The 25,606-nt window shown below is 65.5% G+C and carries 28 protein-coding genes; 11 read left to right on the forward strand and 17 right to left on the reverse strand.

What is annotated here, in order from left to right:
* Positions 1-186: 186 nt before the first annotated feature.
* Genes OWR21_RS10225 through sctU form a run of 10 tightly spaced genes read right to left on the reverse strand, consistent with a single transcriptional unit; the run spans position 187 to position 8,100 of the window.
* The gene (locus OWR21_RS10225; protein WP_316875593.1) at positions 187-432 is read right to left on the reverse strand and encodes a type III secretion protein HrpX; all 246 of its coding nucleotides are present in this window, start codon (positions 430-432) and stop codon (positions 187-189) included.
* A 45-nt stretch (positions 433-477) separates the two neighbouring features.
* On the reverse strand, positions 478-1,056 hold the full coding sequence (locus OWR21_RS10230) for a hypothetical protein (protein ID WP_332395153.1): 579 nt from the start codon (positions 1,054-1,056) through the stop codon (positions 478-480).
* A complete protein-coding gene (locus tag OWR21_RS10235) occupies positions 1,047-1,451 on the reverse strand; it encodes a hypothetical protein (RefSeq protein WP_332395154.1) in 405 nt (134 codons plus the stop codon). Before OWR21_RS10235 ends, OWR21_RS10230 begins: the two co-directional genes overlap by 10 nt.
* On the reverse strand, positions 1,448-2,383 hold the full coding sequence (locus tag OWR21_RS10240) for a type III secretion protein HrpV (protein ID WP_316890339.1): 936 nt from the start codon (positions 2,381-2,383) through the stop codon (positions 1,448-1,450). The genes OWR21_RS10235 and OWR21_RS10240 overlap by 4 nt, the downstream gene beginning before the upstream one ends.
* A gap of 9 nt (positions 2,384-2,392) precedes the next feature.
* Positions 2,393-2,653: a type III secretion system export apparatus subunit SctS gene (gene sctS, locus OWR21_RS10245; protein ID WP_024978147.1), complete on the reverse strand. Its 261-nt coding sequence runs from the start codon at positions 2,651-2,653 to the stop codon at positions 2,393-2,395.
* 9 nt (positions 2,654-2,662) lie between these two features.
* Positions 2,663-3,313, reverse strand: a complete 651-nt coding sequence (gene sctR, locus OWR21_RS10250) for a type III secretion system export apparatus subunit SctR (RefSeq protein ID WP_045205537.1) — start codon at positions 3,311-3,313, stop codon at positions 2,663-2,665.
* The gene (gene sctQ, locus OWR21_RS10255) at positions 3,300-4,343 is read right to left on the reverse strand and encodes a type III secretion system cytoplasmic ring protein SctQ (protein WP_316890338.1); all 1,044 of its coding nucleotides are present in this window, start codon (positions 4,341-4,343) and stop codon (positions 3,300-3,302) included. The genes sctR and sctQ overlap by 14 nt, the downstream gene beginning before the upstream one ends.
* Before the next feature lie 42 nt (positions 4,344-4,385).
* Complete coding sequence (gene sctP / locus OWR21_RS10260) at positions 4,386-4,982, reverse strand: type III secretion system protein SctP (RefSeq protein ID WP_332395155.1); 597 nt, start codon at positions 4,980-4,982, stop codon at positions 4,386-4,388.
* 6 nt (positions 4,983-4,988) lie between these two features.
* A complete protein-coding gene (locus tag OWR21_RS10265) occupies positions 4,989-6,998 on the reverse strand; it encodes an FHIPEP family type III secretion protein (protein WP_332395156.1) in 2,010 nt (669 codons plus the stop codon).
* Positions 6,999-7,008: 10 nt separating this feature from the next.
* Positions 7,009-8,100 carry a type III secretion system export apparatus subunit SctU gene (sctU, locus tag OWR21_RS10270; protein ID WP_332395157.1) on the reverse strand — a complete coding sequence of 364 codons (1,092 nt, stop codon included), beginning with the start codon at positions 8,098-8,100 and terminating at the stop codon, positions 7,009-7,011.
* Between the two features lie 323 nt (positions 8,101-8,423).
* Between sctU and OWR21_RS10275 the strand changes: the two genes are divergently transcribed.
* The 10 genes from OWR21_RS10275 to sctC all read left to right on the forward strand — a co-directional run bounded on the left by OWR21_RS10275 (position 8,424) and on the right by sctC (position 17,602).
* A complete protein-coding gene (locus OWR21_RS10275) occupies positions 8,424-8,912 on the forward strand; it encodes an HrpB1 family type III secretion system apparatus protein (protein ID WP_232038743.1) in 489 nt (162 codons plus the stop codon).
* A gap of 21 nt (positions 8,913-8,933) precedes the next feature.
* Positions 8,934-9,320 (forward strand): type III secretion protein HrpB2, encoded by a 387-nt coding sequence (locus tag OWR21_RS10280; RefSeq protein WP_260801178.1) that lies wholly within the window; start codon positions 8,934-8,936, stop codon positions 9,318-9,320.
* The gene (sctJ, locus tag OWR21_RS10285) at positions 9,317-10,129 is read left to right on the forward strand and encodes a type III secretion system inner membrane ring lipoprotein SctJ (RefSeq protein WP_442968618.1); all 813 of its coding nucleotides are present in this window, start codon (positions 9,317-9,319) and stop codon (positions 10,127-10,129) included. Before OWR21_RS10280 ends, sctJ begins: the two co-directional genes overlap by 4 nt.
* On the forward strand, positions 10,126-10,764 hold the full coding sequence (locus tag OWR21_RS10290; RefSeq protein WP_332395158.1) for a type III secretion protein HrpB4: 639 nt from the start codon (positions 10,126-10,128) through the stop codon (positions 10,762-10,764). The genes sctJ and OWR21_RS10290 overlap by 4 nt, the downstream gene beginning before the upstream one ends.
* 447 nt (positions 10,765-11,211) lie before the next feature.
* A complete protein-coding gene (locus tag OWR21_RS10295) occupies positions 11,212-11,490 on the forward strand; it encodes a hypothetical protein (RefSeq protein WP_332395159.1) in 279 nt (92 codons plus the stop codon).
* Positions 11,487-12,803, forward strand: coding sequence for a type III secretion system ATPase SctN (sctN, locus tag OWR21_RS10300; protein WP_332395160.1), 1,317 nt, complete (start codon positions 11,487-11,489; stop codon positions 12,801-12,803). The genes OWR21_RS10295 and sctN overlap by 4 nt, the downstream gene beginning before the upstream one ends.
* On the forward strand, positions 12,800-13,297 hold the full coding sequence (locus OWR21_RS10305) for a flagellar FliJ family protein (protein ID WP_332395161.1): 498 nt from the start codon (positions 12,800-12,802) through the stop codon (positions 13,295-13,297). Before sctN ends, OWR21_RS10305 begins: the two co-directional genes overlap by 4 nt.
* Positions 13,297-14,181 (forward strand): type III secretion system export apparatus subunit SctT, encoded by an 885-nt coding sequence (gene sctT / locus OWR21_RS10310; protein WP_332395162.1) that lies wholly within the window; start codon positions 13,297-13,299, stop codon positions 14,179-14,181. Before OWR21_RS10305 ends, sctT begins: the two co-directional genes overlap by 1 nt.
* Positions 14,182-14,311: 130 nt before the next feature.
* On the forward strand, positions 14,312-15,748 hold the full coding sequence (locus OWR21_RS10315) for a helix-turn-helix transcriptional regulator (protein WP_147214841.1): 1,437 nt from the start codon (positions 14,312-14,314) through the stop codon (positions 15,746-15,748).
* Positions 15,749-15,817: 69 nt separating this feature from the next.
* Positions 15,818-17,602, forward strand: a complete 1,785-nt coding sequence (gene sctC, locus OWR21_RS10320; protein WP_332395163.1) for a type III secretion system outer membrane ring subunit SctC — start codon at positions 15,818-15,820, stop codon at positions 17,600-17,602.
* Positions 17,603-17,671: 69 nt separating this feature from the next.
* Here the strand turns inward: sctC and OWR21_RS10325 are convergent, their stop codons facing one another.
* The 7 genes from OWR21_RS10325 to OWR21_RS10355 form a co-directional block, all read right to left on the reverse strand.
* Complete coding sequence (locus OWR21_RS10325) at positions 17,672-18,646, reverse strand: hypothetical protein (RefSeq protein ID WP_332395164.1); 975 nt, start codon at positions 18,644-18,646, stop codon at positions 17,672-17,674.
* Entirely contained in the window at positions 18,571-19,245 is a 675-nt protein-coding gene (locus OWR21_RS10330) for a leucine-rich repeat domain-containing protein (protein ID WP_332395165.1), read from the reverse strand. Before OWR21_RS10330 ends, OWR21_RS10325 begins: the two co-directional genes overlap by 76 nt.
* Entirely contained in the window at positions 19,229-19,756 is a 528-nt protein-coding gene (locus OWR21_RS10335; protein ID WP_332395166.1) for a hypothetical protein, read from the reverse strand. The genes OWR21_RS10330 and OWR21_RS10335 overlap by 17 nt, the downstream gene beginning before the upstream one ends.
* Positions 19,757-19,865: 109 nt before the next feature.
* Positions 19,866-21,083: a hypothetical protein gene (locus OWR21_RS10340; RefSeq protein WP_332395167.1), complete on the reverse strand. Its 1,218-nt coding sequence runs from the start codon at positions 21,081-21,083 to the stop codon at positions 19,866-19,868.
* Between the two features lie 67 nt (positions 21,084-21,150).
* A complete protein-coding gene (locus OWR21_RS10345; RefSeq protein ID WP_332395168.1) occupies positions 21,151-22,488 on the reverse strand; it encodes a hypothetical protein in 1,338 nt (445 codons plus the stop codon).
* A gap of 412 nt (positions 22,489-22,900) precedes the next feature.
* Entirely contained in the window at positions 22,901-23,542 is a 642-nt protein-coding gene (locus OWR21_RS10350; protein WP_332395169.1) for a TonB-dependent receptor domain-containing protein, read from the reverse strand.
* Complete coding sequence (locus OWR21_RS10355) at positions 23,493-25,124, reverse strand: TonB-dependent siderophore receptor (RefSeq protein ID WP_332395170.1); 1,632 nt, start codon at positions 25,122-25,124, stop codon at positions 23,493-23,495. Before OWR21_RS10355 ends, OWR21_RS10350 begins: the two co-directional genes overlap by 50 nt.
* Positions 25,125-25,393: 269 nt before the next feature.
* Between OWR21_RS10355 and OWR21_RS10360 the strand changes: the two genes are divergently transcribed.
* On the forward strand, positions 25,394-25,606 hold a 213-nt coding region (locus OWR21_RS10360; RefSeq protein ID WP_332395171.1), incomplete at its 3' end, for a hypothetical protein.

Consider the following 25,606-nt stretch of genomic DNA (forward strand, 5'->3'; position numbering starts at 1 on the left):
AGTGGTCTCGGGTGAGAGCCGGGTTTTTCAACAACATCCCGGTGTGGGATGTCGCTGATTCGGTTCAGCGAAACGTGCTGCTGTTGTGTTCGCCGTGAAGTCATCATCGTGGATTTCTGCGCTCCGGGCCGGCGGGGAAGCGAAATGTGATGTCGTCTCGCGAAGCCCGTAGGGGTGCTGTGCGCGTTATGCCGGGATCAACCCGGAGCACACCTGTGCCGCGCTCGAAAAGCCATGGGACAGCACACGAAGCTGCTCGCGCTGGTTGACGTCCACCGCGCGAATGGCGCGCTGTTCCATGTCCATGGCGGTGCGCTTGAGCGCGTCGACCGCCTTGTTCAGCGGGCCGAAATCCTTCGGGCCTTCCTGCTTGGCAAAGGTCTGAATGCCGTCAAACGTTTCGATGATGTCGAGCGTGAAATGGTCAAACATGTGGGTCTCCGGAAGAGTGGAATTGGCAAGAACGGCCAGGCAGCGTTAACGCTGCGCAGCGAGAAAATCCTTGGTGCCGTCAGAGCTTTCGATGTAGCTCAGCTCATCCACCGAAAGTGCCGAAGTGGCATCGGCCTTGGCGTTGCGCTGGCGGGCCTGCGTGATGTCCAGGACGATGTCCTTGATGTTGCCGCCCAGGTCACTGCGGACATGGTCCGCCGTTGCGCGCACGCGTTCGGGGTGCACGGCGGGGCCCGTGATGGAGAACCGGTTGCTGCCCAGGTAACTAATGCTGAGCCCCGGCTCCTGCAGCGATTCGCGCAGGTTTTCAATCACCTCCTGCGCGATGGAAAGATCGGTATGGACGGACGCCGACACGGCCCGCAGGTCGCGCAATGTGGCGAGCTCTTCGGCGGGCGACGTGACGATGCCGTGGACGATGATCTCGTTGTCGTGCTGCTCGATCTGCAAGCCATCGATACGGTGCAGCGCCAGGCATGTGCGCACACGCTCGATTAGCGGAATCGGGGTCGCAGCGGACGAATGGGCGGCAGAGGATGTTTCGCGTGTGGAGGCCAGGAGCAGTGCGCACGGCGTCAGCAGCGCCACTGCCGTCACGCCCATCCAGCCTTTGCGTGCGCGAGGCCGGGCGTGCGCGGGTGCATCGGAAGCAGGGGCTTGCGCAGCGGCGACGCTGTGCGTGCCGGTCTCTTGGGCAGCGGGCAACAGCACGCGCTCCAGGAGGGCAAGATCGGATGGCCATGCTTCACCGGTGGGGCCCACGCAGAGATGATCTCGCCGAAGCGGCGAGGGGCCAGGTCGTCCCAGGCGGTGCCGCCGTCGTCGGATTCGATCAGGACGCCGTGTTCTGCGTCGACAAGCAGCGCGAGCGGATCGCCCACCCAGTCGGAGATGCGGATGCTGGCTTGTGGGTCGGGGCCGACCGTCCAGCGGCCCGGAGTGAGGTCGAGGCAGGCGCCGGCATGCGCGCCTGCCAACACGCGGATGTGCTTGTTCATGGTGATTGCGGTGAAGGATCAGAAAGCGGGGGCAGGGCCAGACCGAGCCCCGCGCGGTAAGACCACAGTTCGGTCGTCCAGCGGCGTGCGACCGCGCTGCTGCGTGCGATGCTCTCGCCGCGCTCGCGGCCAATGCGCGGCCGCGATGGACTCAGCAGCAAGAGGGGAAACAGCAGGTTGAATGTCTTTTCGCGGTCGGTCAGTGCGTGGGCAGCTGCGTGCGGTGCCGCGGTGGTGGCCAGCAGCCGGTCTTTCACGGCGGCCAGCGTGCCGGGCGTGCCCTCGATGGACGCCTGTTTCAAATAGCTGCGCAGGATGTCGAACGCCATGCGCAGCGGCATCGGGTGGCCCGTGTGCATGGCGTGCCGCACGGCAAGCAGTTCCTGTTCAAGGCGCTGGTAGCTGGACGACGCCACCTCCGGGAGCAGCGTGTCGGCTGGCGGCGCGCCGGCCTCGGCTGCCGCGGTTTTCTTCGGCGCGGCGGCCGAGGTCTCCGCTGCTTGTTCCTGCAAGTACTGCAGCAACAGGGCGCGGCGGCCTTGGGCACTGCGATGGTCTCGTGCCTGTTCGTCGTCACCTTCGCTTTGGCCTTGCCGGGACGACAGGCCAATCACCATGGGCTCGACCTTGCGCGCATGCTCTTCCAGCATGAGGAGCAGTTCTTCGAACGTGCTGTCGGTGATGGGCTCTTCAGGCGAGCCCGCGCCACTGCGCTTGCCCGTGCGCGGCCGTCGCACGCGTTTTGCAACCTGCGCAACGTGCTTGTGGTGGTGCAGCTTTTCTTCGGCCAGTTGGTCGGCCCAATGGTGGTGTTCGTGCGCGCCATGCCGATGATGCTTGCGATGGTGCGGCGCGGCCGCGTTCTGTGGCGGTGCCTGCACCGGATCGGGCAACGGGAGAACGTTGGGCGTCGAAGCGGAGATACGTGTCACGGCTCCCTCCTACTGGAACAGCGATTGCAGGATTGTGTTGCCGAACTGCAGGATCGATGCTGCTCCCCAGGGCGCCGCGACCACGATCACCACGGACACGATGATGAGCTTGAGCCCATGCGAGATGCTGCTGTCCTGCAGCGACGTGACGGCCTGCACGAACGAGATCAGCAGGCCGGCAATGGCGGACACCGCCACGGCGGGCAAGGACACCAGCAGGCACAGCATGAGCGCCGTGCTGGTCAGGCGCGTGATGTTGTCGTAGTCCATGACGGCCCCTTATCGATACGTGTTGACCAGGCCGTGAATCAGCACGGACCAGCCGTCCATCACCACGAAGAGCAGCAGCTTGAACGGAATGGCGACGTTGCTTGGCGTCACCTGCGACAGCCCCAACGCCATCAGCAGGTTGGCGATCACCAGGTCGATCACGATGAAGACGAGATACAGCAGGAAGCCGATGCGGAACGCCGCGGTCAGTTCCGTCAGGGTAAAGGCCGGCGCGAGGATGATGAGGTCGTCTTCCTTGAGCTGAGCGGCTTTGGCCGGCGGCCACAGTTGTTGCGCCGAGCGCATGAAGAACGCTTTCTCGCGTGCATTGGTGTGCTTGTCGAGGAACTGCCGGAACGGTTCGCGCGCGGCGTCGAGCAGCGGCATGACCTGGCTCACGTTCGCGCTGGAATCATTGAGTTGCATGTGGGCACGCTGCATGGCCTCCATGCCGACCGGCGCCATCACGAAGCACGACACGATCATCGCAATGCCGTTGAGCACCATGCTGGGCGGTACCTGCTGCACACCCAGCGCATTGCGCAGCAGGCCCAGCACGACGACGATCTTCGTGTACGACGTGACCACCATGGCGGCAAACGGCAGCAGCGCAATGGCAACTGCCGCAATGATGAGCGAGGCGAATTCAATGTTCTGCATGGCGCGCACTCATGGCGGAGATCTGCAGACCCAGATGCTCGCCCACCGCCACGAGCTGGCCATGCCCCAGCGTCTGGCCGTGGCACACCAGGCGCACGGTCGCATCGCGCAGCAGGACGGGCAACTGCAGGACGTGGCTTGGCGCCAGCGCAGCCACTTCGGCCAGCGGCAGGCTCATCACGGCGATTTCGAGGTGGACGGGCACCTCCAGCGCTTCCACTGCAATGCCGTCAGTGCTGTCGGATGGGGTGTCGCCTGCGGCGATCGTGTCGTCGTCTGCGAGCGTAGGAACATCGAGAATCGTCACGGTGCCTTCCTTGTAGTGAGCATGGGCAGTGAAGTGGGTGCGCCGGCTGTCGCCGCAGGTCAGGTGTACGGCGCCTGCATCGGTGTCGGGGCGATAGGCGTGCGGGCCCCAGCCGAGCAGAACGTCGCCGGCCGCGAGCGAAGAGAGCGTGCGCGTTGTGCAGCGCCGGCTGGCAATGCGGACGCCCACCGGCAGGCCAATGACGCCGAGTCGTGCGAGCACAGCGCTGCGATCGGCCGTGGGTGGCGCAGGCGGTGTGGTGTGCCAACCGAGCGTGGCGATGCGGCATGGCGTTTCACCGTGCGGCCCTTCGAGCCGCATCGGCAGTTCCGGATCATCGTTACGCAGCGCACTGTGGCGCTCGGGTGCGATCGCCGTCAGCGCGGCGTCTTTCAAGCCCGCAGCAGACAGCGCATCGAGCATCGGTGTCAGCCAAAGACCGGCAAGCGCCGTGCGGCGTTGCGCATCGGGGTCCTGCGCGATGGCGTAGAGCGCCGGGTGGTTGGCCCCGTCAACAACAACGTCGACCGCGCACAGCGATGAACCGACGCCCAGCCGCATGGGCGTCTGCATGGGCGTCGGGCGTTCTACGGCGTGCAGTTGCCAGTGGCGGCCATCGTCATCCGGGAAGGGTGTGCCGGTCAGCCGTGTCAACGCGGCCTGGGCCGGCGTGAACGCACGCAGATGCGCATCGAGCGGGGATGGCGTGAGCCCGGTGTTCATGGCGAGTCGGCGAGAGGTGGCGTGTGGCGTGTGTGGCAGCGGTCACCACACTTCGAGTTCGACATCGATGCGCTGCTCCAGCAAAACGTGAATGCGTTGGCGCAGTGCATCGCCGTGTTCGGAGAGTAAGTCGCGCGCCCGCGGGTGTGCCGCCAGGAAGCGAAGCCATAGCGTGTGGGGCGAAAGGCGCAGGGTGAGGCGGGTATCGGGCAGCACGCGCGGGTCGAGGTCGAGCGTGACCTCCCAGCATTCGCTGTTGGCTTTCACAACGCGCGAGCCGCAGAACCTGGAGAGCAGCTGCGCGAGATGTTCCGTCACGGTGCTCCCCACGCTGATCTCCGAGCACGTGCGCACAAGACGGTTGGCCATGGCCGAGGTGTGCAGCGGCGCGGCCTCGGGGGCCGCATCATCGGGCTGCGCGTCTGCGTGGTCGTGTGTGGGCGGTTCGTGTTCGGGTGCGGCTTCGCTTACGGCGTCGCTGTATGTATCGAGCGGTATCCAGGCGCTGCTTTCACCCGCACCAGGCTCGGTGTGCATGCCGGCCCGCGCCTCTGTGCTGCGTTGCGCCGCAGGGCGCCTGACCGGCGTGACGGGATGGACGATGGGCGGCGCTCGCCACAGGCGTACGGGTGTGGTCATGGCGGCTTACAGCGTGAGCTTGCCCACGGGCTGCAGATCTACGTACGCGCCCAATTCCTGGAACGAATACACGTTCAGCGCCTGCAAGCGCGGCTCGATCATGCGGCGGACATAGCGTCGGATGTCCATGGACGTGACGATGGCAAGCGCCCCCGGCGTTGCGTCCGATTGCGGCGCGCTGCGGCTCATGTGTTCGAGCCGCGTGACGATGGTGTCGACCTGCTGCGGATCCAGCGTCAGGAAGTTGCCTGCGGGCGTGGGCTTGATCGCCTGACGCACTGTCTGCTCCACCGTCGGGTCCAGCAGAATGGCGGGCATCTTGCGTGAGCCGCACGTGGCCTGGTGCGCGATCTGCCGGCCCAGATCGCCGCGCACGTACTCCACCAGCATCAGCGTGTCTTTTTCTTTCGGCCCCCAGATAACGAGGCTTTCCAGGATGGCGCGCATGTTGCGAATGGGCACCTGCTCTTCCAGCAGGCGGCGCAGCACGTCTGCCATGCGCTGTGCGGGCACAGCCTTCTGCGCCTCGGTGACCAGACCCGGGTACTCGGTGGTCACACGCTCCATGATCCATTGCGTTTCCTGCAGGCCGATGAACAGGTGCGCGTGCTTGCGCAGCACATGCACGACATGGTCGGCAATCACCTGCTCGGCGTGGGGCGGAGCATCGGGCGCGGCGTCGAGTTGCGCGCGCAAGGGCTCCGGCAGATCCGATATCGATACCTTGCCGTCGGACACCGCCACGGGTTCGCCGGGGATGTCATGTACCAGCACTTCGTACGCGTCTTCGGGCTGTGCGGCGCTCTTCCACACGGCAATGCCCGGAAAGGGCAGGCCCAGCTCTTCGGCCAAGGCGTGCCGCCCGCTTTGGAACGCGGCGTCGAGCTTGGGAATGTCGAGCCCCTCTGCCAGGCGCGTGCCGAGCCGCACCCCCAGAGGCGCCGTGAACGACGGGGCCTTGTCGGCGATGGTCGGCGCCTTGTCCTTGGACCCTTCGCGCAGCAGCGCGGGCAGGGTGTCGCTGTCGGCCGTGCTGCCCGTGTTCAGGCGCTTGCGCAGCGTGTAGCCAAAGGCAAAGACCGCCCCAGCCAGCGCGACAAACAGGACCGAGGGAAACCCCGGCACCAGCGCAAAGCCGGCCAGCAACGCGCTGGCGGTGAACATGGCCCGTGCGCTGGTGGAAAGCTGCCGCACGATCTCCTTGCCCAATGAGCTTGGCTTGGCGCCGTGATCGTCGTCAGACACGCGCGTGATCATCACGCCGGCCGCCACCGAGATCAGCAGCGAAGGGATCTGCGACACCATGGCGTCGCCGATCGACAGCACGGCAAAGCGGTTGGCGGCTTCACCGGCCGTCATGCCGTGATACGTGATGCCGATCACGATGCCGGCCAGGATGTTGACCAGCGTGATGACCAGGCCGGCAATCGCGTCGCCCTTGACGAACTTCATGGCGCCGTCCATGCCGCCGTGCAGCTGGCTTTCCATGGCTAGCAATGCGCGTCGCTTGCGGGCTTCGTCAGCACTTAGATGGCCGGCGCGCAGGTCGGCGTCAATGCTCATCTGCTTGCCGGGCATGGCATCGAGCGTAAAGCGCGCTCCGACCTCGGCCACCCGTTCGGAGCCCTTGGCAATCACGATGAACTGCACGGTAGTGATGATCAGGAACACCACCAGACCGACCACCAGGTTGCCGCCCACCACGAGCTTGCCGAAGCTCTCGATGATGTGGCCGGCGTCTGCGTGCAGCAGGATGGATTTGGTCGATGCGATGTTCAGCGAGAGCCGCAGCAGCGTGGTGAACAGCAGCAGCGACGGAAACGCCGACAGCGACGTTGCCGCCGGGATGTACATCGTCACCATCAGCAGCACGACCGATAGCGTGATGTTCAGCCCCAGCAGTGAATCGATCAGGACCGTGGGCAGCGGCAGCACCATCAACGCAATGACGGCAACCACCAGCGCAGCGATGCCGATTTCGCCGCTGAATTCAGAGAAGGCGGTCTTCTTGGCCATATCGGATGCCTCAGTTCAGGATGGAAGGGCTTGCGCCCATGTGTTTGGCGCCAGGGTCTTTCGCGCCGATCTCGCCCACCCAGGCCAGCACTTCGGCCACGGTTTCAAACAGCGCTTCGGGCACGGGGTCGTTCAGCTTTACGAGGTACAGCGCGCGTGCCAGCGGCGGATTGCCGATGATCGGAATGCCCAGCGCCTGGGCTTCTTCGCGCAACCTGAGAGCTTCTTCGTCGACGCCCTTGGCGGTGATGCACGGCAGGCCGCACGCTTCGGGTGCGTAGCGGATCGCCACGGCGTAGTGCGTGGGGTTGACGATCACGGCCTGCGCGCCGGCCACTGTCTGTTTGGGCTTGGCTTCATCCACCATCTGGCGCGCGAGCTGCTTGCGCTGGCCCTTGATGTGCGGATCGCCCTCGCTGTTCTTGTGCTCGCGCTTCACTTCATCCTTGCTCATGCGGTGGTCGCGGATGAAGAGCCAGCGCTGGATGCCAAAGTCCACCGCGCCAAGCACCAGGAACAGCAGGCCGCCCGCGCCCAGCAGCTTCACGAGCATCGACATGCCGATCTGCGCGATGTCCATGATCGGCTGATACGGCGTGCCCACAATGGTCGGCAGAAGCATCAGGACCAGCTTCCAGAGCGCGGCGCCGACGGCAATCGCTTTCACCACCATCTTGAGCAGATCGATCATCGAGCGCATGGAGAACATCCGCTTCAGGCCCGATGCGGGGTTGATGGCGCTCATCTTCAGTTCGAGCGGTTTGGTTGAGAGCACGATGCCCGTCTGGCCCCACGTGGCAATCCAGGCGACGAGCGCAAACACGAGGCTCAGCGGCAGCGTCATCAGCGCCAGCTGAAGCGCGACGTGGCCGAGTGTCTGCTTGAGCGTCATGGCCGGGTGCCGGCTGTTGTTCACATCGAGCGCGAGGTCGACCAGCGCCCGCCAGCGGTCGCCCAGCAGCGATGCCGTCATGGCAAGCAGCAGGCAGCCCGTGAGCAGCACGACGGCGGCAATCAGGTCGGCACTCTTGGCGGTTTCGCCGTCTCTGTGCGCGTCTCTGAGTTTCTTGTCTGTGGGCTCTTCGGTTTTTTCATCCGACATGGCGGTGCCCTGGGGTGTCGACGGAGGAGGCCGCGGCGTACGGTGCCGTAGCGATGCGAGGCATTGTGCGGACGCGGGCGCCTTGCGCGTGCCCTTTGGGCGAAGGCGGATGCACGGTTCCGAAGCTGGGGTGTGAGCGAAGCGAGAGCGGTCGCTTTTGCGTTGTGCGTACTGGCGCACAGGGCGAACGGACTTCGGGGCAGGGCGCTCTTTTTCGGGGCAACTGGCCGGCGCGCGGCATGCGGGCGTCTATGGTTCCACCAGAGCTTGGCCGGAGCACCCACGCCGGCATCGACATGACCCGACACGGAGAACCCTGCGATATGGAACCGATTCAATGTAGCAACCGCCTGCTGGGCGGGCTGCTCGAAGTCTTGATGTATGCAACGCGCAGCGGCCAGTTCGACAACGCGCAATCGCTGCTGACTGCATTGCGCACGCTGCGCCCGAATTTTCGCGAACTCGACCTGGTGGAAGGCTGGCTGCTGGTGGGCCGCCATCAATACGCCGATGCCGCGCGCATCCTGCGCGAGCTGCACAACGGCGAGCGGGCCGAGAGCGTGGTGCCGTTTGCCTCGGCCATGATGGCGCTGTGCCTGAACGCCCTGGGCGATCAGGAGTGGCATGTGTATGCCAATGAGGTGCTCGCCCGCAACGAAGACGCCGATTCCGTCGCGCTGGTGCGCACGCTGATCGGCGTGCAGGAAGAAATGGATGCCGGCACGTTCGGCACCACCGCCGCTGCCGCGCCGGCCGCAGAAAGCGTGGATCTGAGCGCTTACCACAGCGCGCACTACTTCACCCGCGCTTAACCATCCTCCCGGGAGTCCATCATGATCCAAGGTCCGACTGCCATTCCGCCGGTCACTGCCGGCACGCCGGGCGCCGGCATTGCCCCGGCTGAAACTGCCGCGCCGGCGCCCGAGCTTGTTGCACGCTTCGAATCGATGCTGCAGAACGCAAAGCACAGCCAGCACCACAGCAAGGGGCCTTCAGCCGTTGGCGAACTGGTCAAGAAAGAGGATGCCGCCGTGCAGGCGTCGATGGCGCGTGTGGAGGCCATGACCGAGGCCGAACGCGGTATGTCGGTGCAGGAAGTCGTGGCCGAAGGCGTGCGCGTGCAAATGGAGTGCGCGGCCACCATGACGAAGATCCACCTGGGCAGCACCATTGCGCATTCCGGCAAGAACGCCGTGCAGACCCTGATGCGGAACCAATGATGCGGACCGCGCTTCCATCCTGCCGCATGCGGCGCGGCGCACTGGCACTGCTGTTCGTGCTGACTGCGCTGCTGGCTGGCTGCAACAAGCAGCTCTTTGCGCAGCTGAGCGAGGCTGACGCCAACGACATGCTCACCGTGCTGCTGCAGGCCGGCATCGACGCGCAGAAGAATTCGCCCGACGACGGCAAGACCTGGTCGGTGATGGTCGACCAGGATGCCTTTGCCCGCGCGATGGAAGTCCTGCACAGCCACGGCTTGCCGCATGAAAAGTACGCGAGCCTGGGCGACATCTTCAAGAAGGACGGGCTCATCTCTACGCCCACGGAAGAGCGGGTGCGCTTCATTTACGGCGTATCGCAGCAGCTTTCGCAAACGCTTTCGCGCATCGACGGCGTGTCCGTAGCCAATGTGCAGATCGTGCTGCCCAACAACGATCCGCTGGCCACCGTGGTCAAGCCATCCAGCGCATCGGTGTTCATCAAATACCGCCCGAGCGCCAATGTGTCTTCGCTGGTTCCGAGCATCAAGAACCTGGTTGTGCATAGCGTGGAAGGGCTTACCTACGAGAACGTCAGCGTCACGCTGGTGCCCGGCACCGTGGATGCGCCCACCGCCGATGTCGCCAGCCGCGCGCCGGCTGGTGTGTCGTGGGTCACGCTCGGGGCCGTGGTGGGTGCGCTGGGCGTGATCGTCCTGCTGTGGCGTGCCGCCATTCGGCTGTCTGCTGTACGGACACGGCTTGACGCAGCGCGTGCGCGGCTGGAAGACAAGTTGCCGGCACGCTGGAAGAAGCGCGTAACAGCATGATCGACACGAGCGCCGCACCCGATCCGGCCGCCGCCATGATCCTGCGCATGTTGCACGCGTATCAAGAGCGGATGCGTGGGCTAGTGCATGTGTTCGATGCATCGGCATGCGCCGCGCAGGCTAACGGTGTACCGGCAGGCGCGGCCAAAGACTGGCGCCAGGTCTGTATCGCGCTTGGCGTGGGTCAGGTGGGCTTGCCGACATTGCTTTCGCGCGGGCATCGCCTCGCCGTGCTCGATAAAGACGACCTCCAGCGCGTGCTGGCCGCCCGCATGCTGATCGGCAGGCGTGCCGCGCTGGCGCGATGCATCGACGGTGCTTACCTCGCCGGTCTTGCCGGTCTGTTGGGGGAGGCAGCGCTCACGGCGTTGACGCAACGCGAGCACTGGGCGCCAGGCGCCAGTGGGCCGCTGCCCGCGCTCGACTTGGCGCAGCTTGCCGAGGCCGGCCTGCATGCCCTGATTGCCGACGGTACGGTGTCGGATCCGTCGCTCGCGCAATTGATGCGCCTGACGATCGGCATGCAAGCGCCGTTGCCGCAGTGTGCCGGCACTCCCTCAGATGAAACGCCAGCCGAATCCTTCATGGCTGCGTTGCCTGTTCTCTTTCCGGAGTTGGCATGGTTATTTGGTTGAGGCGCGATGCTCCGCTTGGCATTGGCTCGGACGTGATCCGTGCTGAAGACTACGGGCACGTGGTCGAACTGGATGCCGCATGGCAAGCCGTGGACGAGGCGCGCGAAGCTGCATTGGCACAGGCACACACCGAAGCTGAAGCCATTCTGGCGCAAGCCCGGGCCAATGCTGACGAGCTGCTCCGGCAAGCCGAGCAGCGCGCGCAACGCAGCGCCAAGCTTGGTTATGCCGCCGGCCAGCGGCGCGCGCTGGAGGACTTTCACGCCTCCATGGCCGCGCGCGCGTACGACGATGAGGAGGCCACGCGCCGCGAGGAAGACCGCCTGATCGCCACGGTCATGCAGGCGGTTGAGCAGGTGGTGCTGGAATCCGACCGCCAGGCGCTGTTTGCGCGCGTGGCGGCCACGCTCGGCCGTGTGCTGCAAAGCCAGGCGCGGCTGACGGTGCGTGTGTGCAGCCGAGATCGAATCGGCCCGCGCCGCGTTCGCCCAGGCTGTGCAGACGGGTTCGCTCAATGCCGCCTTCGAGGTGCTGGCAGACGACCGCGCCGAGCCAGGACATTGCCAATGCGAATGGGACCACGGCGTCGCCGACGCGAGCCTGCGTGTGCAACTGGCGGCGCTGCGCCACGCGCTTTCCGGCCGCAAGCGCAAGCCGGTCGAACATGCCGATCCGCACGAAGGCTACGCAGATGACGATGCCGGTTTTGACGAGGATGCGGCATGACCAAAGCTGTGCTGATCGACGCCATGGATGAAGCCATCCGCAGCGTGGCGCCCGTCCAGCGCCTGGGCAAGGTCGTGGAAGTGACGGGCACCTTGCTGCGCGTGGGCGGCGTCGACGTCAAGCTCGGCGAGCTTTGCACGTTGACCACGCCGGACGGCACGGAGCTTCAGCAAGGCGAGGTGGTCGGCTTCAGCGAGCACTTCGCCTTGCTGGCGCCGTTTGGCGGCGTGGTCGGCCTGTCGCGTTCGACGCGCGTGGTGCCGAGCGGGCGCACGCTGGTCGGGATCGGCCCCGGGTTGCTGGGCCGCGTATTGGATGGTCTGGGCAGACCCGCCGACAGCGGGCCGCCGCTGGATGTGTACGACTACGTGCCCGTGTTTGCGCAGGCGCCTGACCCGATGTCGCGCCGCCTGGTGGAGCAGCCGCTGGCCACCGGTGTGCGCGTGATCGACGGATTGGCGACGTTGGCCGAGGGGCAGCGCATGGGCATCTTTGCGCCGGCCGGCGTGGGCAAGAGCACGCTGCTCGGCATGCTGGCGCGGGGCACCGAATGCGATGTCAACGTGATCGTGCTGATTGGCGAGCGCGGCCGCGAGGTACGCGAATTCATCGAACAGATCCTGGGCGACGAGGGCATGCGCCGCTCCGTGCTGGTGTGTGCAACGTCCGATCGCTCGTCCGTGGAGCGCGCCAAGGCCGCGCATGTCGGCACGGCCATCGCCGAGTATTTTCGCGACCAGGGGCTGCGTGTGCTGCTGATGATGGATTCACTCACGCGCTTTGCCCGCGCGCAGCGCGAGATCGGCCTTGCCGCGGGCGAGCCTCCCACGCGGCGCGGCTTTCCGCCATCGGTGTTTGCCGAGTTGCCGCGCCTGCTCGAACGCGCCGGCATGAGCGCCACGGGTTCGATCACCGCGCTGTACACCGTGCTGGCCGAAGATGAGTCCGGCAACGACCCCGTGGCCGAAGAAGTGCGCGGCATTCTGGACGGCCACTTGATCCTGTCGCGCGACATTGCCGCGCGCAATCGCTATCCGGCCATCGACATCCTGAACAGCCTCAGCCGCGTGATGACGCAAGTCGCGCCGCCCGACCACTGCGCGGCTGCCGGCCGCATGCGCCAGTTGCTCGCCAAGTACAACGAGGTCGAGACGCTGCTGCAGATGGGCGAGTACAAGGAAGGCAGCGATGCGGTGGCCGACACCGCCGTGCAATGGAACGGCTGGATGGAAGACTTCCTGCGCCAGCGCACCGACGAGTGGTGCAGCCCCGATGAAACATACCGGCTGCTGACCGAGGTGGCTCAGGCATGAAGCGCAAGCGCTCCGCGGTCTGGCACACGCTGATCGAAGCCAAGACGCGCCAGCGCCGTCGTGTCGAAGCGGAGATCGGCATCGCACAGCAAGCCGTGGCCGATGCACAGGCCGCAGCGCAAGACAGCGAAGACGCGTGCGAGCGCGCGCATGAGCGCCTGCGTGATCACGTTGCCCGCATGGATCAGTTGATTGCCGCGCCGGTGCTGCTGGCCGATGCGTACCTGCGCTACGACGCGTTTCGCGGCGAGCTGGATGATGCGGTCATGCAAGCACAGCACGCCGTCGCTGCCGCGCACGCCGCCGTGGCCGAACGCGAAGCTGAACTCAAGGCGCGGCGTCAGGCGCTGGCGCGGCTCGATGCCATGCTCGATCAATGCCGCAAGACTGCGGAGCGGATCGATCAGCAGGAAGCCACCGAGCGCGAGCTTGCCACCGAGGAGGAGGCTGTGGAGGCCATCCTGGCGCGCCCGCGCCCACGTGCAGCGGCTTGATGGCACGACATTTCGACGATATTCAGCCCATCCCCATGGAAGCCATCGATACCGTTCTGCACGCCTGGTTTGACCTTGACGAAAGCGCGGAGGTGATCCTTGCGCTGCTCGCGCTGTCCTGCGTGCGCATCATGACCATCTTCGCGATCCTGCCGGCCACGAGCGACCAGTCCGTGCCCGGCACCGCGCGCAATGGCGTGGTGTACACGCTCGCCATCATCGTTGCTGCGGCGCAGCCGCCGGCCGTGGCGGAACACCTGAGCGCGGCGCGGTGGTTCCTGCTGGCCGGCAAGGAGATTTTCCTGGGGGCGTGCCTCGGCTATGCGGCGTCGACTGTGTTTTGGGTCGCGCAGACGGCGGGCACGATCGTCGACAACATGGCCGGCTTCAACAACGTGCAGATGAGCAACCCGTTGCAGGGCGACCAGAACACGCCGATCGGCAACACGTTGCTGAATCTGGCCGTCACCTTGTTCTATGCAGCGGGTGGCATGCTGTTTTTGCTGGGCGTCGTGTTCGAGTCGTTTCACTGGTGGCCGCTGGGCGCCACGCTGCCCGACATGAGCGCCGTGGCCGAGAGTTTTCTGCTGCAGCAAACCGATTCCATCTTCTCCACGGCCGTGAAGCTCGCTGCGCCGGTGATGATGACGTTGTTCCTTATCGATGCCGGCATCGGGCTGCTGTCGCGCGCGGCCGACAAGCTCGAACCCGCTTCGCTTGGGCAGCCCATCAAGGGCGTGGTGGCCATCCTGATGGTCACGGCGCTGGTGGTGGCAATGTCCAGCCAGGTGCGCGACACGCTCACCTATAGCCAGTTGCTGCAGCGGGTGAGGGGCGGACTGGTGGGCGATGGCACGTCGTCAAAACCGAAAAATATGCAGTGAGGATTGTTCAGCGGCTGACGAAGCTTTGTTGAGATTGTCGGTGCAGCGATTTCTTAGGATGTCCTTACGAAATCCAACACCACGCGGCCAGCGCCTCGCGAGCCGCAATCTCTGACACGGGAGCGTCGACATGCTGGGAAACATCTACTTTGCCTTGGCCTCCGGACTGGCAGCGCGGGAGCGTCTGCCCGACTATGCGAAGGCCGTCTTCGCGGAAGATTTCGATCGCGCGTATCAACTGGTCGATGATCATGGCGGCCTGCACGGCAAAGACGCTGGCGACTACGCCGGCGTGCTGGCCATGGCCGATGCATCGATGCTACTGGAGTGCGATGAAGACGCCGAAGAGGCCTTCCGCATCGCGCAGCGTCTGATTCGCCATTCGGATGATCAGCTGCGCGTGGTGTCGTGCCGCAACATGGGCTGGCAATCGCTGCTGCGCGATCGCTACTCGGCCGCGGCAGGTTGTTTCTCCCGCATGGCCGAAGACGATGGCGCGACATGGCTGCAGCGCGTCGAAGGCATGATGGGCCTGGCACTTGTGCACCACCAGCTTGGTCAGCAGGACGCAGCAGACGAGGCGCTGCAATCGGCACGTGCCATTGCAACGGAGCGCAATGATGCCGGCTGGGTCGCCACGCTGGATCTCGTCGTGTACGAGTTTGCGGTGCAGGCGGGCATCCGCTGCTCCAACCGTCTGCTGGAACACGCGTTCTGGCAGTCCGCGGAAGTCGGCGCTGCGATGCTGCACAACCATGGCGGGCGCGACGGCTGGGCCGCCAACGGCAAGCACGATGCGAATGTGCCCGCGATGATCCATCGCCGCGCCGAGTACCTGAGCCTGCTGCGCCGCATGGCCGATGGCGACCGCACGGCAATCGACCCGCTCATGGCCATCATCGGGCAATCGCGCCGCATGGGCAGCCGCCTGCTGATGCAGACGAAGGTGGAGGTGGTGCTGGCCGCGCTCAGCGGTGAGCAGCACGACGTGGCCGGCAAGGTGTATGACCAGATCTGCAATCGCGATACGTCGTTCGGCGCGCGACGCTGGAATTTCGACTATCTCTACTGCCGCGCCAAGATGGCGGCGCAGCGCGGCGATGCAGCGGGTGCGCTCAAGTACTACACCGCCTACATGCAAGACGCCCTGCGCTGCCTGCGCACCGAATCGCCTGGCGTCCGCCGTGTCAGCACGACCACGCCGGCCGCGTCGCGCGCGTCCGATGATGTGAGCGCGCGTCTGTCGGCCAAGTACCGCCGCGCGTATCACTACATTCTCGACAACATCGAACGTAGCGACCTGACGACGCGTGAGGTGGCCGCGCACATCAACGTGACCGAGCGCGCGCTGCAGCTCGCGTTCAAGAGCGCGGTGGGCATGTCGCCCAGCTCGGTCATCCGCCGGCTGCGTCTGGAGGGCATCCGCTCCGACCTGCTGGACGAGGGGCGCGGGCCGTCGAACATCATCGATACGGCATCGCGCTGGGGCATCCGCAGCCGCTCGGCGCTGGTCAAGGGGTATCGCAAGCAGTTCAACGAAGCGCCGTCGGAAACCATCTGGCGTTAAGCCGCGGCCGCTGTATCGCCTGGCCGCGCGCTGGTGCGGTCTGTCTTCATCATTCTTACGAGTGCAACCATGCATCTGACTCGAATTGCGAGCCGGAAGGGTCGCGTGCTGGCCGCGTGCCGGTACTTGATGGCTGCGGCCGTCGCGGTGCTGTCGCTGGCCGGAAGCGCCGCTGCGGCGATGATCCCGTGGCAGTCGCAGAAATTTGAATACGTGGCCGACCGCAAAGACGTGAAGGATGTCTTGCGAGACCTCGGCGCCAGCCAGCACGTCATGACGTGGATCTCGCCCCAGGTCGAGGGCAGCGTGACGGGCAACTTCAATGAAACGCCGCAGCGGTTTCTCGATCGCATGGCCGCCACGTTCGGCTTTGCGTGGTATTACGACGGCGCCGTGCTGCGCGTAACGGGCGCCAACGAGGCGCAGAGCGCGACCATTGCGCTGCAGCGCGCATCCACCGCGCAGGTCAAGCGCGCACTGACACGCCTGGGCGTGACCGACCCGCGCTTTCCCGTGCTGTACGACGATGAAACCGGCAGCGTGGTCGTATCGGGGCCGCCGCGCCTGGTCGAGCTTGTGCAGGACATAGCGCGTTTGATCGACCGCGGCCGCGAAGATGCCAACCGCACCGTCGTGCGTACCTTCCCGCTGCGCTACGCGTGGGCCACCGACCACACCATGATCGTGGACGGCCAGGCCATCAACATTCGCGGTGTCGCGTCCATCCTGAACAGCATGTACGGCAACAACGCGCCGAGCACGGAGAGCACGCCGCAACGAAGCGGTGACCGTCGCGTCGACAGCGTCGCCCCCGGCGAGGCCAACGCAGGGCGCGGCGGCACGCGTGCGCTTTCGGGTCTGGGCAGTAATGACCGCGGTGGCGGCAAGGCGCCCCTGCCGCCGGGCGGTGTCGGCCAATACGCCGGCGGCGGTTCAGCGGCACCGTTGCCCAGCGGCGAGAGCCGCAGCCGTGCGGATGCATTCCAGGAAGACGGCGGCAGCGCCCCGATCATCCATGCGGACCCGCGCAGCAACTCGGTGCTCGTACGCGACCGCGCAGACCGCATGGCGGCCCACCAATCGTTGATTGAATCGCTCGATACGCGCCCGGCCGTGCTGGAGATCAGCGCCAGCATCATCGAGATCAGTGAGAGCGCACTGGAAGACCTCGGTGTTGATTGGCGCCTGCACAACAGCCATGTCGATATGCAAACCGGTTATGGCACGAACACGCAGTTGTCCAATCCGGGCGCGCTGGATGCGGTCGCCACCACGGCCAATGCCGCTGCTGCCATTGCCGCCACGCCCACGGGCGGTGTGTTGACCGCCGTGATCGGTGGAGCATCGCGTTACCTGATGGCGCGTATCAGCGCGCTGCAGCAGACCAACCAGGCGCACATCACTGCGAGCCCGAAGGTGGCCACGCTGGACAACACCGAGGCCATCATGGACAGCAAACAGAATTTCTACGTGCCAGTGGCAGGGTATCAGTCGGCGGATCTGTACAGCATTTCGGCGGGCGTGTCGCTGCGCGTGTTGCCGATGGTCGTGATGGATGGCGGCACTTCGCGCATTCGCATGAACATCCACATTGAAGATGGCCAGATCACCAATCAGATGGTGGGCAACCTGCCGGTGGTCAACAAGAGCGAGATCAACACGCAGGCGCTCATCAACGAAGGCGAAAGCCTGCTGATTGCCGGTTACTCGGTCGACCAGCAAACCAAGGGCGTGGATGCCGTGCCGGGGCTTTCGAAGATCCCGTTGCTGGGCGCACTGTTCCGGCATGACCAGACCACGGGCCAGCGGTTCCAGCGGCTGTTCCTGCTGACCCCGCGTGTGGTGGCGCTGTAGGGCCCCTTGCCAATGCAGCAGAAAAAAGCCTCCCGATGGGCTTTTTGTTTGTGCTCGTCGGCAACGCGGTCAACGGCGGCGCGACGGCCCGGCGTCGCCCTGTTGCGCAAGCGTATCCCAGTGGTGCTGGGCGATGGGGAGCAACGCCAGTGCAAGACCTTCGCGGCGTTCGTCGGCCGTGCCGTGCTGATCCTGCCTTGCCAGCCGGTGAAGAGCCTGCGCATTCGGGTCGTGCGCAATCCGCGTGGCCAATTGCGGCAGAAGACGCCTGAGCGTACTTGTTCCCTTGGCGCCCTCTGCCACCTTGCTGAGGTCCAACACGAACTTTCGGCCGGCCTCTGATGCCAGCAGCGGTTTCAGTTCTGTCTGCAGCGGCGGTACAAGCGCCGCGAGTGTTGCCTCGGCCTGTGTGGCGGTCCACAACTGCTGAACGATCGGCGTGAGCTGTGCCGCTACCTGTTGCGCGGTGTGGGTTGTCGGATGTCGCCGTGCCTGCTCGCGCAGGTTCCTGATCTGCGGGTGGCGGGCAATCTCTTGCGTAAACGCCGGCAGCATGTGTTGCAGCCTGCTGGAGCCTCGCACGCCAAATGCGCCTTCGCCAATGGCGATCACCAGTTGACGCCCCGAGCTAGAGGCGACCAGATCGGCCAGTTCGTGCTGCAAGGGGCGCGGCAACGCACGCGCCGCGGTCACCAAACGTGCGGACATCTCGCGATCGGGCTCCACGTTGAATGCGTTGGCCAATGCATGCCGCATGGCGACAGACGCATCGGTCTGCAGGCCTGCCGGATTACGCAGGACCTGATTCCTCACTTCGGGCAGCTTGTCATGAGCCTTCTTCAGACGAAAGGCAACCGAAACCAACTGGCCGTCGTTCATGTCGTTTGCCGACCCGAAGACGGCGTTTTCCATCTCTTCGTTCTTGCGCTCGATGTCGGCTTGCAGCAGTTGAAGTCGAGGTGCGTTCTTCATCGCCCATTCTTCACGTACCTTGCCGATTTCGGTGTGCAGATGTTCCGGGAAGTGCACCTTGCGGCCGGGCATCGGGGTGATGAGCGATTTCGGCAGACCTTGCATGGTAAGACCCGTGCAGCCACGCAGATCGAGGGTCTTGAGGTGGCGCAGGTTTCAACGGACGCCGGGACGGCGCGGAGTTGTGGACAGTACGAGAGGTCGAGCGTTTTCAGCTGACGCAGCTGCCCAATGGAATCAGGCACCGAAGTCAGGCCTACGTTGTGGCGGAGGTCCAGTTCGGTGAGTTTCGACAGATTGCCGATGCTGGCCGGCACCTCGCGCAGATAGGTATGCGCCAGAGACAATGTTTTCAGCTTTCTTGCGTTGCCGATGTCGCGCGGCAACGAGGTGAGTGGTGAATGCTGGATGGCAAGGTGTTCCAGGTTCGCGAGGCCGTGCATGGCCGGCAACGCGCGCACGCCGCTTCCCACGATCTCGAGATGCTTCAGGCTCGCCAATTGCCCCAGCGTATCGGGCACCGTGTGCAGGCGTGGGTTGTTCTGCAGCTTGAGTGTCTCGAGCATGCCGAGGTTGCTCAAGTCGTGCGGCAGTTCGCGCAGGTCGCAGTCCGACACGTGAAGGGCCTTGAGGTGCGCGATTTCGGAAACGAGGTCAGGCAGATGAAGCACAGGCGTCGCCTTCAGCTCGATCCTGTCTGCTGGCTCGACGCCCTCGCGCCACGTCTTCGATGTGGGTCAGCGCAATGTCGAGCTGCCGTGCCGGATTGAAAGGAGCAGACGGGTTTGTCGGGCGGTAGTCGCCAATCCGGGCATGCATCTGCGCGTGCCACTCCTCCAGCGCCTGGCGGACGCCGGAACCGGCAATGCGCGCATTCACGGCGGCAGCACCATGCAGCAGGTTTTCGGGCGCCGGAGCGCGTACGTGGAGTGGGCTGTTTGGCGCCGTGCGCGAAGCCCCGGGTGGGGTGCCGGCAGCGATGTTGGGGCGCGCGGCGGAAGACCGATCCGCATTGGCAGACGAGCGGCGCAGCCCGAACAATCCGGCAATTCCGCCTCGCCGAGGCTGCCGTGCCGGCTCCTGTCGCGGTGGCGTGGCATAGGCAGGGACGGCGCCATGCGCTGGCGTGGAATCGGCGGCCGGAGTGTGCGAAGTGCGGCGGAACGGATTGATCGAAGGCATTGAAATTCCAGTCGAAGGTTGCACGACGGTGGCGTCGCACCGATGGCGGAAAGCTCGACCCCACGCGAACCTCGCGTGGGGCCGAAGTGGAACAAACGCAAACAGCGGCTTATGCAGCCTTCTTATGCGTCGACGCGCTGGCGTGGCTGTTCGGGCCAGCGCTGGCGCTCGCTTGGCTCGAGCCGGAGGACTGCGGTGCCGCGGCCGGTGCGTTCGACGTAACGTCGTCGCCATCGTCATCATCGTCGTCGTTGGTGTTCGACTTGATGCCGTTCAGCATGCTCTGATGCGCAGACTGCTGTTGCAGCAGTTGCAGCTCGAGGGCCGCGTCCTGGCCGGTGGGGTCGGTGTTGCTGCCGTTGCCCGTCTTGCCCGTGCCGCTTCCGTTGCCGTTGCCGTTGCTTGAGTCGACTTCGGCCTCGTGCTTCTTCTTGCCTTTGCGGCTCGCATCTTCGTGGCCGCCAGCCTCGGGCTGATGTTGCGTACCAGTGTGGTGCGGTTCAGCTGCCGTGGCGTGACGGGTCTTGCGGGAGGCATGGAAATCGCCTGCCACGCCAGCGCCCGCAGCCGCAGCGCCGAGCAGCATGCCGCCGGTGCCATTGCCGCTGCCTTGGCCGCTCACCTTGTTGAACAGGTTCTGTGCCTGCACGCCAGCCTCTGCCTTGGCGCCTTCCTTGGCGGCGAACTTGGCCGCATCCCTCAGGCCGCTGCGGCCGCCCGTGAGCGCGCCTTCCACCACGGAGTCGACCACCGTGCCGCCCAGGTGCGTCTTCTGCAGCGTTGCTACAGCGGCGCTGGCCGCGAGGCCTTCGGGCGTCAGGTCCGAGGCCAACTGTGCGGCGTTACCCGCGGCTGAGCCGATATCGCCCAGCGCTTCGCCGAAGCGACCATGCGCAGCCGCTTTGGCCGCAGCAATGCTGCTGTCCGCAAAGCCGTTGACGCTGTCGCCGATGCTCTTGACCGTGCGGTCGGCAATATCGTTGACGAAGCCCCGTGCCTTGTCGACCTTGCTCAGCGCCTTGTCCAGGCCCTTGCTCAGGTGGGCATTTTCCAGCGATTTTTCTGCCACGTCGAAGGCAGCGGTATTCAGATCCCGCATGCCCTTGAAGGTGGCTTCGCCAACGCCCACGGCGTCGTGCAACGCCTTTTGAATGCGCAGGTGGACCAGATCGTTGGTCATGGCTGCCGTCTGCTTGGCAACGGCTTCCACGTCGTGGACGAGGTTCTTGCCGACGCTTTCGGCGGCGTGGGCGATGCCCTTGCCGACCTTGGCGATGTCATCGCCCAGGTGCTGAAAGGCGTGCTTGATTTTGCTGAAGATACTCATGGCGAGTCTCCTTGCTTGGGATAGAAAGTGACGGCCGTTGCCGGCCGTCGGGTTGAGTGGGCTGGCGTCAGGCGCCTTGCACCTGGGCGTGCTGCTGTTGCGTGCCGCCGGCCTTTTGTGCCTGCAGTTGCTCGAGCACCTTGATCATGTCTTTGAGCAGCGTTTCGAGCTGGGCCATGGGGCTGTTGGCGCCGTTGTCGGTGCCGGTGCCGTCTGCGCCGTTCGCGCCATCGGCCGTGGAGGCGTTCGGCGTGCCGGATGCACCGGACGCGCCGTTTGCGCCACCGGCTGCCGTGCCGCCCGCTGCGCCACCCGCACCTTGCGCACCACCGGCCGCGCCTGCGTTGCCTGCGCCACCGGCACCAGCGCTGCCGCCTTGCGTCTGATCACCGCCAGGCGCCTGCTGCTGTTGTTGCGTCAGCATCTTCACCAGGTCGTCCAACACTTTCAGCAGTTGTTCGATCATGGAGTCGTTGCTCTTCTGACCGCTGCCTTCGGCGCCGTTGGCGTTGTCCGCGCCCGTTGCGCCACCGGCATCGCCTGTGCCGTCAGCACCGCTTGCACCGCTGGCGTCGCCCGAGTTGTCGGCGCCATCTGCGCCACCGGCGTCGCCTGTGCCGTCGGCACCGTTTGCACCGCCGGCGTCGCTGGAGTTGTCGGTGCCGTCTGCGCCACCGGCGTCGCCTGTGCCGTCGGCACCGTTTGCACCGCCGGCGTCGCTGGAGTTGTCGGTGCCGTCTGCGCCACCGGCACCACCTGCGCCGGCTCCACCGTCAGCACCGCCTGCGCCAGCACCGCCATCAGCACCGCCTGCGCCGCCCGCACCACCGAACGCGTTCGTCATCATCTGCTGCTGCATCAGCTGCAGCGCGTCGTCGAGCATCTGGAGCATGTCGTCCATGCTGAGGCCCTTGCCGCCGTTGGCACCACCCGCGCCATCGACGCCCTTGGCGCCTTCGCCCGTGTCGAACTTGTGCTGCATCTGCTCACTGATCTTCATGAACTTCAGCAGGTCTTCCAGCAGCTTCATGAGCGCCTGCATCGGGTCTTGGCTGCTGGAGTCGTCGCCGTTGTCGTCGCCAACTTGCTGGCCCTTGTTGGCACCCTGCGCGCCTTGCGAACCCTGGCTACCTTGTGCACCTTGCGCGCCCTGGTTGGCGGACGGGCCCTGCGCGGCACCCGCGCCCTGGGCGCCACCGCCGGCTGCGCCACCCGAGCCACCGCCCGCACCTGCATTGGCGCCGCCTTGTGCGGTGGCGTTGCGCAGCATCGCTTCCAGCACCTTCAGGATGTCTTGCACGAGATGCTGCAGCGGGCTTTCCGCCTGATTCTGTTTGCCGGGTTGATCCAGCTGGAGCTGGGTCGAGATATTCAGTGAAGCGTTGTCTTGGACCTTCATATTCATGTGTCACCTCAGTGGGCAGGCGTGATGCATGGCACCGTCCAGGCCGCTGACTGGGCGCATGCCGATACAGAGAGGAGAGAAACGCCGCGCGGCCGACGTCTGCAGAGAAACGCCAGCACGGCAATCGCTTCCGATTCCAGTTCGGGTCGCGGGGCCGACATGGCCCTGCGCGTTCTGCCCGTGCCGGGCCGCGCAGCCCAGGGCAGCCGCGTGCCGGCACGCCGATCGCAAAGCGAAAGGGCATGTCGGGCGACTTTGGTGGAACGTTAGGGAATGTCGGCCATCAGGCCATGCAGCCAGGCCGAAGCGCTGATCACCGAGACGAAATCTCAGGCCAGATCGGACGTGCGCGGCGGCAAACTCACGTGCGTGCCGCTGTGTCAGCGCGCGGCATGTGAATCGCAGGTGGGCTTCAGAAGTGGTGCGTCACGCGCAGCGCCAGCGTGCGGCCCGGCAGGATGGGGATGTAGCTGCTGCTGAGCGTGTTGCCGTACGTGCGCACGTTGAAGAGGTTGCGCGCGAAGAGGTCGATGCGCCAGCGCTTTTGGTGCCAGAAGAGGCTGCTGTCGACACGCACCGAGCCGGGCACCCGGAACGACGCATCGCCGTGGGCGTCGGCACGGCCCTGCGCGCTGATGCCGAGCCCCATGCCCATGCCTGCGAGCACACCGCTCTGCAGCGTGTACGTGGTCCACAGCGCGGCGTTTCGAGCCGGCACGCCGGGTACGTAGCCGCCCGGCAGCCTCGCTGACATGCGAGCCACCGATAACCATAACGATGCCTCCCAGCCGCGCGCCACCGTGCCTTGCATCGACAGTTCCACGCCCTGGCTGGTTTGCTCGGCGAGTTGCGTGTAGTAGCCCGGGTGCGACACGTCGGCCAGGCTGACGTTCTTCGCATCGATCCGGTAGAGCGCCGCCTGTGCCGTCAGCGTGCGGTGTGCGTCTTCCCATCGCAGCCCGGTTTCGACCTGGCGGCTGCGCTCCGGTTGTGTGCCCGTGCCGTCATAGAAGTAGTAGCCCGCTGATCTGGAAGCCGCGCATGTAGTCGGCAAACCATGCCGTGCTGGGCGTGAGCTTGTAGAGCAGGCCCACGGCAGGCGTCCAGGCAACGCCGCGCAATTGCGTATGGGGCAGCAGGGCGACGTAGTTGTTCGCGCGGATGGAGGCCGACACCTCCCACCTGTTGCCAATGGCGGCGTGGTCGCGCAGCCGGAAGATGGACTGCCTCAAGGTTTGCGACAGCCGGTTGCCGGGAATGAACGTGGCCGCCGGCAGCGGTACGGGCGCGAACGGGTCTTGCGTGGCCTGTGCGATGAAGCCCGGTTTGATCAGGTTCTGCCGCTCCTGGATCTCTTCCCAGCCGAGGGTGAATGTGTGGCGCAGCGCGTTGTGCGAAACGGTGCCTGTCAACTCGTTCGACATGGCCCACAGGTGGCTTTCGGTATGACGCAGCCCGCAGATCGTGTTGTTGGGCATGGCGTTATATGACGAGGCCGATCCGAGATCCCACTGGGCCGATTCCTCTCTCACGGATTCATAGCTCGCCCGCGAATGGAGGGCCCAGTCATCGTTCAGGTTGCGCGAGGCCGTGTAGTAGACGCGCGTGCCGCTGCCTTCAACGCGGTCGTCTACGTTGCCGAACGGACGCTGCACGGGTACACGCGCAGGTGCACCGTCCAGCGCAAAGGTGGCAGGTGGCACAGGCTGCCGGCTGGTGAGGGATTCGATGCCCGCGGTGATGCTCGTTGTGCTGTCGTTCCAGCCCAGTGCGGCGTGGCCGTAGCTGACGCGGTGGCCCGCGTATCCGCCGTCGCTGTCGGTCGTCGTGTCGTTGACCCCAACGAGGCGGTACGACAACCCGTTGGCCCCGATGGCACCGGCCAGGTCGGCGACCACCTTGCGGCCGCCATGCGAGGCGACCTCCATGGCGACGCTGCGCTGTGCGGCAGCGGTCGGTGCCTTCAGGCTGGCATTGATGGCACCACCGGCCATGGTGACGCTTGCGACGTCTGCGTTCGGCCCCTTGATGACGTCGATCTCTTCCAGTGCGTCCACGGGCCGCAGCGAGGCGAGCTTGTCGGGCAAGCCATCCACGGAGATGGCATTGGTCATGTAGCCGCGGATGGCATAGAGGGGCGGTGCGGTCGGGTCAGCCAATACCGAAGCCACGCCGGCCTGTGCCAGTGCGGCATTCAACGAGGTCGGCTGTTGGCTGGCCAACAGGCCACGCGTGACCGTATTGATGGCGTGCGGCATGCTGGTCATCGGCATTTCAACGCGCGTGATGGCGCTGCTGGAAAGCACCGCGAACCCCGTGTCGCCTGCGCCATGGACTTCCGATGGCGGCAGCGCGCCGATGTCGCGCGGCTGCGGGTCGGGGGCGCCGGCGGTGCCGGCCGCCACGACGGTCATCGTGCCGTCAGGCAGCACGGACAGCGCGAGCCCGCTGTTCTGCAGTGCCAGCCGGGCGGCGTCGGCGGCCGTCATCGTGCCGTCGATCGGACCTGCCCAGCGCTCCTGCACGAGGCTGGATGCGAACGACAGCGGTTGGCCGCTCAACCGCGTGATTTCCATCAGGACATGCTCCAGCGTTGACCGCTCGATACGCAAGCGCTGAGGCTCGTCAGCCGCCACGGCATGCGCCTGCGATACGGAAAGTCCGATCAGCAGGGCAGCCAGGCCAGGAGCCGGAATGAGGTAAATCGCAAGGACGTCATGAGGGACAGCGCTGTCACCGTGCGGCGAAGGTCCGGAAAAGACGGAGAACGCAGGACGTTCGCGCGCCCCCTGCGCCTGAAACTTCCGAGGCGCTCTGCCCGCGTCGCAGAAACGAGCGGATCTGCCTGCTAGGCGCACCCCCGGTCCAGACTCGCGCGATGGTCCAGTCCACACATGCCGAACCGGTGCCTGCATTTCGCCGGCGCGATCGCCGGGATCCGCTTCTTGTTCATACCCCCACCCGTATTTTTATTGTCGTGAAACGGGCGCCAATAACGCAGGATCCATGCCACGTTTCCCCTCCGAAGAGGGGGTGGTTTTTTCCCGAGCTGCCTGATGCCGTTTCTCGGCGCACCGCAACGCAGATCTTCGATCCGCTGAGCGCTTCCTTTGGCGAA

The sequence above is a fragment of the Ralstonia sp. 1B3 genome, from assembly GCF_036631435.1.